Source organism: Myxococcus sp. CA033, from assembly GCF_013336625.1.
GTDB classification, from domain to species: Bacteria; Myxococcota; Myxococcia; order Myxococcales; family Myxococcaceae; genus Myxococcus; species Myxococcus llanfairpwllgwyngyllgogerychwyrndrobwllllantysiliogogogochensis.
Genome location: NZ_JABUMU010000011.1, coordinates 176823 through 188740 on the forward strand (window position 1 = coordinate 176823; position 11918 = coordinate 188740).

The window sequence follows — 11918 nt, forward strand, 5'->3', positions numbered from 1 at the left end:
TCGTACCCGCCGGACTCTGGTCGCGCCACATCCATCGCCGCCCACGGGTGCTTCCTGACAGGCCGGGCGGACAGCCCATGGAATCCCCGTCCGTCGGGAAGACGCTCAGGACGCTAACGGGCCGGGTCGATTCGCGATAGGGAGGACATCATGCGTCCTCCCTGTCGCCCGCTGCCCGCGGATGGCCGCTTTCTTCAGGCCATCGCTCCCACGCCCCTTGTCCCCGTCCGACTGGACCCGGAGGGCCCCACCATCTGGTGCAAGCTGGAGTTCCTCAACCCCAGTGGCTCCACGAAGGACCGCATCGCGCGCTACATGTTGGAGAAGGCCTGGCGCCTGGGCGAGTTGCAGCCCGGCGGCGAGGTGGTGGAGGCGTCCAGCGGCTCGACGAGCATCGCGCTCGCGCTGGCGAGCGCGCAGATGGGCGTGCGCTTCACCGCGGTGATGCCCGAGGGTGTCACCGACGAGCGTGTGCTCACCATCCGCGCCTACGGCGGCGACGTGGTGCTGGTGCCGAGGGCGGAAGGCGTGCGTGGCGCCATCGCCAAGGCGGAGCAGATTGCCCGGGAGCGCAAGGCCTTCGCGCCCCGCCAGTTCGAGAACCCGGACAACGCCGAGGCGCACCGCGTGTGGACGGGGCAGGAGATCCTCTCCCAGATTCCGGGCGGCCTGGTGCATGGCGTGGTGAGCGGCGTGGGCACGGGCGGCACGGTGGTGGGCCTGTACCAGGCGTTCGCGGAAGCGGGCTGTCCGGTGACGGCCTTCATCGCGCGTCCCATCGCGGGGCTGGGCTGCGACATCGAGTGTTGCAGCTTCAGTCCGCGCGTGCCCGGTGTCGTGGACGGCATGTCCAAGCTGTACCGCGACTCGGACATGCCAGGGCGCGTGGAGCTGGACGTGTCGGACGAAGAGGCCATGTGCACCGCGCGCGCCCTCATCCGCCGGGGCTTCCCGGTGGGCCCGTCCTCCGGCCTCAACTATGTGGCGGCCGTGGAAGCCTCGCGGCGACTGGGTCCCGGCGCGCAGGTGGTGACGGTGTTCCCGGACCGGATGGAGCGCTACTTCTCCACCGAGCTGATTCAGCACCGGCCCGCGCCGCCGCGCGTCGTGGCCTGACGCACACTCACGCAAAGGGCCGGCGCGACAACACTCCGCCGGCCCTCACGGGCGAGCAGGCACGCCCTCTTCCGATACCTGGTTCACGCTGAGCATGCATCCGCGTGCGCACCGTCCGGGGTCATGCTAGAAGCCAAACCCGTGCTCACACGCATCTGGCTGTGCCTCAGCCTGTTGCTGTTCGCCCCGACGGAAGGTGGCCTGTGGAAGGTCATCGCCGACGTGACGGATACCGTGTGCGCGCAGCGTTGCCCGGATGACGATGCGAGCGGTCAATGCGCGCCGGACTGCGCGGACTGCACCTGCTGCGGCCATGTGCGCTCCATCGCCGCGCCCGTCTCCCCTCCCTCGTTGCTCCTGGAAGCACCTCGGCCGCGTCTCGTCCTTCAGGATGAGGATGCGCCCGCCTCCGCGGACCTGGACGACATCCTCCACGTCCCCAAAGCCCTCCTCGCCTGAGGCAGTGTCCGTCTCTTCGCGCGAGCGATTCCAGGTGAGGTGCGTCCACGGCGGTACCAGGACACCTCGCGCCTGACGCTCGCTTCCCTTTCGCGAGGTCTACTTCCGTGTTCAATCCTTCCGCGACGGCGGCCCTTGGGCTCGCCGCCGCCCTGGTCTGGCCCTGCGCCAGCACCGCTTCACCTTCCGAGTTGTCCTTCCAAGACGCGCTGGCCCTGGCCCGCCAGCGCGCTCCTTCCCTGTTGGATGCAGCGGGCCGCGTCGCGGAGGCACAGGGGGCCGTCGCGGGCTCCGCGCCCTGGCTGCGTGACAACCCGACCCTGAGCGCCGAGGTGGGCCCTCGCAGGCTCGACGACGGCACCCGGGGCCTCCAACTCTCACTCGGGCTCGCGCAGCCCTTCGAGCTGGGTGGCAAGCAGGGCGCGCGTCGGGAGTCCGCTCGCGCGGGGCTCGCCCGCGAGGGCGCCGAGCAGCAGGACGCCGAGCGACGCGTGCTCGGTGAAGTGGCCGCGTCGTTCCTGCGCGCCCTCTACGCCGGCGAGTTCTCGCGGCTGATGCGCGAGACGGAGGAGGCCGCGCGAAACCTGGCCAGCTCCGCGAGCAAGCGCTTCGATGCGGGCGACGTGCCCGTGGTGGACGTCAACGTGGCGCGCGTGGCGCAGGCCCGGGCCCATGCGGCCGTGGTCGTGGCCGAGGGCGAGGAGGAGGCACTCGTGAGCGAGCTGCGCGCACAGCTCGGGTTGCCCCTCCAGGAGCCGCTCGCGGTGCGCGGCGCGCTCAAGGAACTCTCCTCGCTCCCGGTGGAGAAGCCCACGGGTTCCTCCGAGCGCGCGGACATCCGCGCCCTGGAGTCGGCGCTCGCCCAGGCCGAGGCGGAGCTTCGGCTGGGACGCAGCCAGGCGCTGCCGGACCTGAGCGTGGGCGTGCGCTACGAGAAGGAGGTGGACGAGTCCGCGTGGCTCGGCACCCTCAGCGTGCCCTTGCCCGTGTTCTCCCGAGGTCAGGAAGAGAAGGTGACGGGAGAGGCCCGCGTGCGACGGCTGCGCACCCTGCTGGAGGCCGCGCGCCGCACGCGCGATGTCCAGGTGGAAGCCGCCCGCATCCGCGACACCCGGCGCCAGCAAGCGCTGGAGGTGCTGACGCGCGATGCCCTGCCACTGCTGGACGAGAACGAGTCGCTCGCCCGCAAGTCCTATGAAGCCGGGGAGATGGACCTCGCGGGGTTCCTCCTCGTCCGCCGTGAAACGCTCGAGACGCGCGTGGCGCTGCTCGACAGTCACCTCCAGGCCGCGCTCGCCCGCGTGCAGCTCGCCGTCGAGACAGGAGCCCTGCCATGAAGCCCTCCCATTTCCTCCTGTCCGCCCTCGTCGTGCTGTCCGCCTGCAAGTCCGACAAGCCCGAGCATGAAGACGACCACGCACACGAAGAAGGCGCCGAACCCAAGGGACATGACGAGGGACACGATGAGTCCCACGTCCACATCGCGCCGGAGATGCTCCGCGACTTGCGCGTCACCACCGCGCCCGCGTCGGCGCGGCCCGGAGGAGAGAGCGTCACCGCGCTGGGCGAGCTGATGTTCAGCGAGGACGCCTACGCGGAGGTGGCCTCCCCCATCTCCGCCCGGGTGGGCACCGTCTTCGTCACCACCGGCCAGGAGGTGAAGGAAGGCGAGAAGCTGGCCGAGCTGCGCAGCCCCGAGCTGGGCAAGGCCCGCGCCGCCCTCCAGTCCGCGAAGGCCCGCGCCGCCTCCGCCAGACAGACCGCCGAGCGCAAGCGCGCGCTCGCCGCCGAGCGCATCGTCGCGCAGAAGGACGTGCAGGCCGCGGACGTGGACGCGGCGGGCGCCGATGCGGAGGTCGCCGCGGCCCTCGCGGAATTGGCGGCGCTGGGCGCGAGCGAAGGGGACCTTCGTCAGGGCGCGGGCACGCCGGGCTTCATCCTGCGCTCGCCCATCCAGGGCACCGTCATCGAGCGTGACGCGAGGATGGGACAGATGGCGGACGCCGAACATCCCCTCTTCCGCATCGGTGACCTGGGCTCGCTGTGGCTCATCGTCCACGCCTTCGAGCGCGACGCGGTGCGCATCCAGAAGGGCGCCGAGGCGCGCGTCACCTTCGCCGCCTTCCCGGGCAAGGAGCACACCGCGAAGGTGGGCCACGTGGGGCAGCGCGTGGACGCCTCCTCGCGCACCATCCCCGTGAGGCTGGTGCTGGAGAACCGCGAGGGCCTGCTCAAGCCGGGCATGTCCGCCACCGCATCCATTCCGCTTGGCAGCCCGGATGGAACCATCACCACCGTGCCGGCCGCCTCGCTCCAGCGACTGGAGAATGGCTGGGTCGCCTTCCTGCCCACCGGAGAGCGCGGCTCCTTCGAGCGGCGAGAGGTGGGGCGAGGCCGCACGCTGGGAGACCACGTGGAGGTGCTCTCCGGCCTGAAGGTCGGTGAGCAGGTGGTGGTGGACGGCGCCTTCCTCCTCAAGGCGGAGGTCGAGAAGTCCGCCGGCGGAGGTGCCGAACATGGCCACTGAGCCCACGTCGTCCCTGGTGGGGCGCGTGCTGCGCACGTCCTTCGCGCGGCCCGGCCTCACCGTGGTGCTGGCCCTGGCGTTGTCCGCCTTCGGCGCGGTGGCGCTGCATGGGCTTCGCCGCGACGTCTTCCCGGACCTGTCGGCGCCCATCTTCAACGTCATCGTCCAGAACGCCGCCATGGGCGCGGAGGAGCTGGAGACGGCGGTGGCCATTCCCATGGAGGTCGCGCTCGCGGGCCTGCCCGACGTGCGCCGCATCCGCTCCACCTCGCAGCTGGGCGTCACCCAGGTCACGGTGGAGTTCGAGCCGGACGCGGACTACTTCCGCAGCCGGCAGTACGTCGCCGAGCGCGTGGCCCAGGCCCAGGGAGAATTGCCCCCTGGCACGGACGCGCCCCTCGTCTCCAGCCTCACCGGCCGGCTCAATGAAGTCTTCGAGTTCACCCTCGAAGCGGAGCCCGGCGCGGCGGACCTCATGGCGCTGAGGGATTTGGCCGAGTTCGAGGTGAAGAACCGGCTGCTCGCCGTGCCCGGCGTCGCGGGCGTGGAGCGACTGGGCGGCTACCTGCGGCAGTTCCAGGTGCTGCTGGACCCCGACCAGATGGTGGCGCGCGGCATCAGCCTCAACGAGGTGGAGCATGCGCTGGAGGGCGCCAACCTCAACGCATCCGGCGGCTTCGTGGTGCAGGGCCCCATGGAGTGGACGGTGCGAGCGATTGGACGCGCGCAGACGGTGGAGGACCTGAACAGCACGGTGGTGGCGCTGCGCGCGGGCACGCCCGTGTTGCTGGCGGACGTGGCCGACGTGCGCGAAGGCCCCGCGCTGCGCCGGGGAATCGCGCACCGCCTCAAGGGCGAGGTGGTGAGCTGCCGCGTCATCAAGCAGTTCGGCGCGGACACGCAGCGGGTGGCGGCGGGCGTGCGTGAGGCCATCAAGGAGCTGGAACAGTCGATGCCCAAGGGCGTGCAGTTGCGCGTCGTCTATGACCAGTCCGTGCTGGTGGACGAGGCGCTGGGGGGTGTCAGCCGAGCCATCCTCCTGGGCGCGCTGCTGGTGGTGCTGGTGCTGTTCGCGCTGCTGGGGGACTGGCGCGCCGCGCTCATCGTCACCCTCACCCTGCCCCTGTCGCTGGCGCTGGCGGGAATCCTCCTGAAGCTCGCCGGCATCGGCATCAACACCATGACGCTGGGTGGCCTGGCCATCGCCGTGGGTCTGCTGGTGGACGCGGCCATCATCGTCACCGAGAACATCATCCATGACCTGCGCGAAGGCGCGGGGCGCAAGTCCGTGCGAGAGGAAGCGCTGGCCGCGTCGCTGGAGGTGGGGCGTCCCATCGCCTTCGCCACCCTCATCGTCGTGTCCGTCTTCATCCCGCTGTTCGCCATGACGGGCATCGAGGGGCGCATGTACCAACCCCTCGCCGCCGCCGTGGTGGCGTGCCTCGCCGCGTCGCTGGCGCTCGCGCTCACCCTGGTGCCGGTGGCCTCCTCGCTGCTGCTCAAGGCCCCGCGTCCGGGACAACCCGAGGACGTGTGGCTCATCCGCAAAATCAAGACGGTGTACGCGCCCATGCTGGACGCGTGCATGCGCAGGGCGGGACTGGTGCGACTGGTGGCGCTCGCCATCACCGTGCCGGCGCTGGGGCTCGCCTTCGCGGTGGGCAGCGACTTCATGCCTCGACTGGATGAAGGCGCCTTCCTCCTCCAGACGGTGCTGCCGCCCGAGGCGTCACTGGAGGAGGTGGACCGGCTCAACCACCTGGTGGAGGACGTGCTGCTCGGCTTCCCGGAGGTGGAGGACGTCGTTCGGCGCACCGGCCGCGCCGAGCGCACCGAGGACCCGATGCCTCACACGGTGTCGGACGTGCTCGTCGTGCTCAAGAAGGACCGGGGCAGAAACCTGGAGAAGCTGGAGGCGGACCTGCGCGTCGCCGTGGCGCGGGTGCCCGGCGTCACCACGCTGTTCACCACGCCGCTGGGCATGCGCATCGACGAGGGCCTGGGCGGCAGCCCCGCGGACCTGTCCGTGCGCATCTTCGGGCCGGAGCTGGAGACGCTCGCCACGTTGGGAGAGCGGGCCCGCGCCATCCTCGCGAAGGTGGACGGCGTGGAGGACCTGCGCGTCGAGAAGCTCAGCGGTCTGCCGCAGCTTCGCATCACCGTGAATCGCGCCGCGGTGGCGCGGGTGGGGCTGACGCCCGGCGACGTCATCCGCGCGGTGCGCGTGGGCCTGGTGGGCGAGGAGTCCTCCCAGGTGTGGAAGGGCCAGCGGCGGCACGACCTGGTGCTGCGGCTGGCGGACCACAAGCGGGGAGACCTCCAGGCGCTGCGCAACCTCCTGGTGGATGGACATGACGGCACGCGAATTCCCCTGAGTCAGCTCGCCACCATCGAGGAGACCTTCGGCGCGGGCAGCGTGCGGCGCGAGGCCGGCAGCCGTCGGCTCGCGGTGGAGGCCAGCGTGTCCGGCAGGGACTTGGGCAGCACCGCGGCCGAGGTGCGCGAGCGGCTGGCCGTGGAGCTGAAGCTCCCCACCGGGTACTTCCTCGACGTGGGAGGACGCGTGGAGAGTCAGCAGCGCGCCGCGCAGTCGCTGGCCATGGCCATCGCCGTCGCCATCCTCGCGGTGTTCATCCTGCTGTACCTCGCGCTGGACTCGGTGGCGGAGGCGCTCGTCATCCTCGCCACGCTCCCGGATGCCTTCGTCGGCGGAATCCTCGCGCTGCTCATCGCCGGAGAGACGTGGAACGTCTCCAGCCTCGTGGGCCTCATCGGCCTGTTCGGCATCGCCGTGCAGAACGGCCTCGTGCTGGTCTCTCAGACCAAGGACCTGCTCTCACGCGGCATGCCCTTCGACGAGGCCATCCGTCAGGCGAGCCTCGGTCGCGTCCGCCCCAAGCTGATGACCGCCGCCACCGCCATCCTCGGCCTGCTTCCCCTGCTCGTGCTGCCCCTGCACGGGACGGAAATCGAGCGGCCCCTGGCCGTCGTCATGGTGGGCGGACTGGTGACCTCGACCCTCTTCACCCTGCTGGTTCTTCCCACTTTCTACGCATTTGTTCATGGCGTGAGAGAGCGCATCAGCCGGCGTGTGGCCGATCGCAGGTCAACTGTGTCCTGAGAGACAGGGAAGGTGTTCCGGGCCTTGGACCGGCAACTTTCGGCCCGGAACACCGACAATCCCGTGTTTTTCCCCTATTCCACACGTCGGGGCCTCTCATGAGCGTTCGCCTTCCTTCCGCCACCGCGACCCGTACCACCTCCACCAAGGCTTCAGCGGCGGCGACGACCGTCACCGCGCCTCCGGCGGGACTTCGCAAGGGTGACTCAGGCCCGAAGGTAAAACAGCTCCAGGACGCGCTGTTGAAGCTGGGCTACCTGACCAAGGCCCAGGTGAACACGGGCCCGGGGACCTTTGGCGCGCAGACCGAAGCGGCGGTGAAGAAGTTCCAGGGCGACAAGAAGCTGCCCACCACCGGCTACTACGGCGAGCAGACGCAGGCGGCGCTGAAGAAGGCGCTGGCGGGCACGCCCACGACTCCGACGACGCCCACGACGCCGGGCACCAAGCCGGCGGTCATCAGCGCGCCCTCGCCCAACTCCGACAGCCGCAACGGCGCGGACATCGACACCATCGTCATGCACCACACCGCGTCCAACGACGGCAAGGCGGACCTGTCGTGGATGCGCAACCCGAAGAGTGGCGTGTCCGCGCACTACATGGTGGACCGCGACGGGAAGATTTATCAGCTCGTGGGTGACGACAAGCGCGCGTGGCACGCGGGCAAGAGCGAGCTGCATGGCGTTCCCACGGACGTCAACGCGCGCTCCATCGGCATCGAAATCGTCAACGACGGCAGCGGCAAGACGCCCTTCACGGAGGCGCAGTACAAGGCGCTCACCCAGCTGACCAGCCACCTGAAGGAGAAGTACGACGTGCCGATGAAGAACATCGTCGGCCACGCGGACGTGGCGGTGCCCAAGGGCCGCAAGAACGACCCGGCCCCCAACTTCGACTGGTCGCGGCTGCGCAAGGGCATCTCCTGAGCTGACGCGGTGAAGCAGGTGTGGTGAGGCGCGGGTCGAGGGTCCTTTCGGGACGCTCCCCGCGCTTCGTGTTTGAAACGGGCAGGTGTCCCGCCTGTTCCCCGGAAGCGCGCGCCGCATGAAGTGCGCCGGTGAACAACCAGGCACGGTTGCGGCCATCACAGTGTGATGACCCCGGTTACACCGGGACCGCGCGGACCTGCGTTCCCTGGCCTCTCGTGCGTCGTCAGTCCGCGGAGTTGTGTCTCCGGTCCTCGTGGCCTGGAGCTTGCTCAACACCGCTGCGATTCCTGGCGCCGCCGCGTCGCGCCACTTCGAGGTCTTCCATGCGTTCCTTCCTCTGTGTCCTCGCGAGCCTCATCACGCTCGCCGCCTGTGCTTCCGAGCCCAAGAGGCTCGCTCCCGCCGTGGACCCGTCGAGCCCCGATGCGCCCGAGTCCCCGCTCGCCTCGCTGCCCACCGCGCTCGCCGCGACGCCACCTTCCCGACCGCAGCACTCCGACGCGTCCAAGCCCGCCAAGGAGGACGCAGGCACCACCGTCTACGCGTGCCCGATGCACCCCGAGGTCCAGTCCGACAAGCCGGGCGGCACCTGCCCCAAGTGCGGAATGAAGCTGACGCCCGTGAAGCCCGACGACACCGCGCCGGCCAAGAAGCCCGCGCCCGGTCATGAAGGACACGGAGCCCATCCGTGAGACTGCTCACCCTCGCCTGCGCGCTGCTGTTCGCGGGCGGCTGCGCTTCCATCCAGAAGGAGAAAGGCCACGCGGAGGTCGCCACGCTCGTCGAGGAGCGCATCGGCCGCAAGACGCGGTGGAACCAGGGCACGCCCGAGGACGCGGAAGTGTCGCGGCACCTCGACGGACTGTTGAAGGGCGACCTCACCTCCGACCACGCGGTGGAGGTGGCCCTCCTCAACAATCCCGCCCTGCAATCCACCTATGAAGACCTGGGCATCTCCCAGGCCGACATGGTGCAGGCGGGCCTGCTCAGCAACCCGACGTTCGATGCGAGCATCGGCTTCCCGCTCTCCAACGACGGTGTCAGCGAGACGGAGTTCTCGCTGGTGCAGGGCTTCGTGGAGCTGTTCACCCTGCCGCTGCGCAAGCGCGTGGCCCAGGAGCAGTTCATGGCGGACACGCTGCGCGTCGCGCACGAAGCGCTCTCCACCGCCGCGGAGGTGCGCAAGCTGTTCAGCGAGGTCCAGGCGCGGCAGCAGCTCGTGGAGCTGCGCCGCATGGTCCTCCAGGCCACCGAGGCCGCCGCCGAGCTGGCCACGCTCCAACACGGCGCGGGCAACATCACCGACCTGGAGCTGGTCACGGAGCAGGCCGCCTCCGAGGAGGCCCGCCTGGAGCTGGCGCGCGAGGAGCTGACCCTGGTGGAAGACCGGGAGCGGCTCAACCGCCTCTTGGGTCTGTGGGGGCCGCGCACCCAGTGGGCCATCTCCGAGAAGCTCCCCGCACCGCCCCCGGAGGAGGCATCGTTGGAGCGGTTGGAGTCGCTCGCCATCCGGCAGCGGCTCGACATCGACGCCGCGCGCAAGCAGTCGGAGCTCCTGTGGAACGCGCTGGAGCTGGCGCGCAGCACGCGCTTCTTCGGCCGCGTCGACGTGGGTCTCCACACGCACCGGGACGCGAACGGTCCGCGACTCTTCGGGCCCACGCTCACGCTGGAGCTGCCCATCTTCGACCAGCGACAGGCACTCATCGCCCGGCTGGAGGCACAGCATCGCCAGGGCGAGCGTCGTCTCGCGGAGCTGTCCATCAACGCGCGCTCGGAAGTTCGCGCCGCGAGGGCCCGCCTGCTCACGCTCCGAGGCGTCACCGAGCGCTACCAGCGCGTCGTCCTGCCCCTGCGCGAGAAGGTCGTCGAGCAGTCCCAGCTCCAATACAACGCGATGCAGATTGGCCTGTATGCGTTGCTCGACGCGAAGCAGTCCCAGGTCGAGGCGTACCGCACCTTCATCGAGACCGTCCGCGACTATTGGATGGCCCGCGCGGAGCTGGAGCAACTCGTCGGCGGCAGTCTGCCCGGCACGGCCTCGCGGCAGGGAGCACCGAGCGACGCCACGCCCCCGGCATCCGAGCGTCCGCCGGCGGCGACCCCTCCTGAGTCCTCGCCTCCCACTGAACCCCCTTCTGGAAACGGTCATCCCCCCGCACACGGCCACGGAGCGACTCCATGAATCCCCTCTCCCCTGATTCCTCTCTCCGCGCGCAGGATGCGGAGGACACGACGGAGGCGACGACCGCTCCGGGCGCGATGACCCGACGAGGCATGCTGGCGACGGCCGGCGCAACGCTCGCGGGTGGTGCGTTGCTGCTCCGAGGCGGTGTCGCGCAGGCGCAAGTCGCGCCACGTCCCCCCGCTCCGCGCGCGGGCCGGCGGGACTGGCTGGCTCCGGGAATGCCGAACCGGGACTATCGCCCCGTCATCGTGCCGAACGGCTCGAAGTTGCCGTGGAAGGTCGTGGACGGCGTGAAGGTCTTCCACATGGTGGCCGAGGAGGTCGAACACGAGCTGGCTCCCGGGCTGAAGGTCCACTGCTGGGGCTACAACGGCCAGGTGCACGGGCCCACCATCGAAGTCGTGGAAGGCGACCGCGTCCGCTTCTACGTCACCAACCGACTGCCCGCGCCCACCACCGTGCACTGGCATGGCCTGCTGTTGCCCAACGGCATGGACGGCGTGGGTGGGCTCAACCAGAAGTCCATCGCCCCGGGAGAGACGTTCCGCTACGAGTTCACCATCCGCCAGTCCGGCACGGGCATGTATCACTCGCACCATGACGAGATGACGCAGATGGCGCTCGGCATGGTGGGGTTGTTCATCATGCACCCGCGTCGGCCCGTGGGCCCGCGCGTGGACCGCGACTTCGCGCTCATGCTGCACGAGTGGCGCGTGGACCCGGGTGCGAGCCGGCCGGACCCGAACGAGATGACGGACTTCAACCTGCTCACGTTCAACGCGAAGGCGTTCCCCGGCACGGAGCCGCTGGTGGTGCGACAGGGCGAGCGGGTGCGCATCCGCCTGGGCAACCTGAGCGCGATGGACCATCACCCCATCCACCTGCACGGCTACCACTTCCGAATCACGGAGACGGACGCGGGACGCATCCCCGAGTCCGCGCAGTGGCCGGAGACCACGGTGCTCGTCCCGGTGGGCAGCACGCGCACCGTCGAGTTCGTGGCCGATGCGCCCGGCGACTGGGCTATGCATTGCCACATGACACACCACCTGATGAACCAGATGGGCCATGACCTGCCCAACCTCATCGGCGTGAAGCCGGGTGGGCTCGACGCGAAGGTGCGCACGTTGCTGCCGGGCTACATGACCATGGGGCAGACGGGCATGGGCGACATGGCGGAGATGGGCATGCCGGTGCCCGCCAACTCCATCCCCATGAGCGGAGCGCGGGGCAAGCACGACGTCATCACCATGGGAGGCATGTTCACCGTGCTCAAGGTGCGCGAGCGGCTTGCCGGCGATGGAGACCCGGGTTGGTACGACAACCCGCCCGGCACGCTGGCGGTGGCGGCGAACACGGAGGAACTGCGCCAGGACGGCATCGACGTGAATGCGCCACCCAAGGCCCTGCCCGCGTCACCGGCGGGACTCGGGCAGGGCTGAGCAACAACAGTGGTTCGCCCAGCTCGAGGCTCGTACTGGCTGGGCGAACCCTCGCACCAAAGCGCCTATCAGACTGACGACACACCTGAGCCTGGCCGCGAGTTCGGGCCTGGCCCGCATGAAGCCACGCACTTCC

Annotated in this window: 9 protein-coding genes; all 9 read left to right on the top strand. The window is 69.9% G+C overall.

Features of this window, described 5'->3' with window-relative positions; genetic code table 11:
• Positions 1-150: 150 nt before the first annotated feature.
• The 9 genes from HUA78_RS25195 to HUA78_RS25235 all read left to right on the top strand — a co-directional run bounded on the left by HUA78_RS25195 (position 151) and on the right by HUA78_RS25235 (position 11782).
• A complete protein-coding gene (locus HUA78_RS25195) occupies positions 151-1116 on the top strand; it encodes a PLP-dependent cysteine synthase family protein (RefSeq protein WP_141641741.1) in 966 nt (321 codons plus the stop codon).
• A gap of 141 nt (positions 1117-1257) precedes the next feature.
• Positions 1258-1575: a hypothetical protein gene (locus HUA78_RS25200; RefSeq protein WP_141641740.1), complete on the top strand. Its 318-nt coding sequence runs from the start codon at positions 1258-1260 to the stop codon at positions 1573-1575.
• A gap of 107 nt (positions 1576-1682) precedes the next feature.
• Positions 1683-2912: a TolC family protein gene (locus HUA78_RS25205; RefSeq protein WP_174464999.1), complete on the top strand. Its 1230-nt coding sequence runs from the start codon at positions 1683-1685 to the stop codon at positions 2910-2912.
• The gene (locus tag HUA78_RS25210) at positions 2909-4102 is read left to right on the top strand and encodes an efflux RND transporter periplasmic adaptor subunit (RefSeq protein WP_141641738.1); all 1194 of its coding nucleotides are present in this window, start codon (positions 2909-2911) and stop codon (positions 4100-4102) included. Before HUA78_RS25205 ends, HUA78_RS25210 begins: the two co-directional genes overlap by 4 nt.
• Positions 4092-7223: an efflux RND transporter permease subunit gene (locus tag HUA78_RS25215; protein WP_174477322.1), complete on the top strand. Its 3132-nt coding sequence runs from the start codon at positions 4092-4094 to the stop codon at positions 7221-7223. The genes HUA78_RS25210 and HUA78_RS25215 overlap by 11 nt, the downstream gene beginning before the upstream one ends.
• 98 nt (positions 7224-7321) lie before the next feature.
• Positions 7322-8149 (top strand): N-acetylmuramoyl-L-alanine amidase, encoded by an 828-nt coding sequence (locus tag HUA78_RS25220; RefSeq protein ID WP_174454517.1) that lies wholly within the window; start codon positions 7322-7324, stop codon positions 8147-8149.
• Between the two features lie 326 nt (positions 8150-8475).
• The gene (locus HUA78_RS25225) at positions 8476-8844 is read left to right on the top strand and encodes a heavy metal-binding domain-containing protein (RefSeq protein ID WP_174477282.1); all 369 of its coding nucleotides are present in this window, start codon (positions 8476-8478) and stop codon (positions 8842-8844) included.
• Positions 8841-10337 (top strand): TolC family protein, encoded by a 1497-nt coding sequence (locus tag HUA78_RS25230; RefSeq protein ID WP_174477323.1) that lies wholly within the window; start codon positions 8841-8843, stop codon positions 10335-10337. Before HUA78_RS25225 ends, HUA78_RS25230 begins: the two co-directional genes overlap by 4 nt.
• The gene (locus tag HUA78_RS25235) at positions 10334-11782 is read left to right on the top strand and encodes a multicopper oxidase family protein (RefSeq protein ID WP_254623881.1); all 1449 of its coding nucleotides are present in this window, start codon (positions 10334-10336) and stop codon (positions 11780-11782) included. Before HUA78_RS25230 ends, HUA78_RS25235 begins: the two co-directional genes overlap by 4 nt.
• The last annotated feature ends 136 nt before the right edge of the window (positions 11783-11918 follow it).

Bases quoted from the DNA above. Each gene is read 5' to 3' on its own strand.
- HUA78_RS25235 (WP_254623881.1), top strand. From the start codon at position 10,334: ATGAATCCCCTCTCCCCTGATTCCTCTCTCCGCGCGCAGGATGCGGAG.
- HUA78_RS25215 (WP_174477322.1), top strand. From the start codon at position 4,092: ATGGCCACTGAGCCCACGTCGTCCCTGGTGGGGCGCGTGCTGCGCACG.
- HUA78_RS25225 (WP_174477282.1), top strand. From the start codon at position 8,476: ATGCGTTCCTTCCTCTGTGTCCTCGCGAGCCTCATCACGCTCGCCGCC.
- HUA78_RS25195 (WP_141641741.1), top strand. From the start codon at position 151: ATGCGTCCTCCCTGTCGCCCGCTGCCCGCGGATGGCCGCTTTCTTCAG.
- HUA78_RS25210 (WP_141641738.1), top strand. From the start codon at position 2,909: ATGAAGCCCTCCCATTTCCTCCTGTCCGCCCTCGTCGTGCTGTCCGCC.
- HUA78_RS25220 (WP_174454517.1), top strand. From the start codon at position 7,322: ATGAGCGTTCGCCTTCCTTCCGCCACCGCGACCCGTACCACCTCCACC.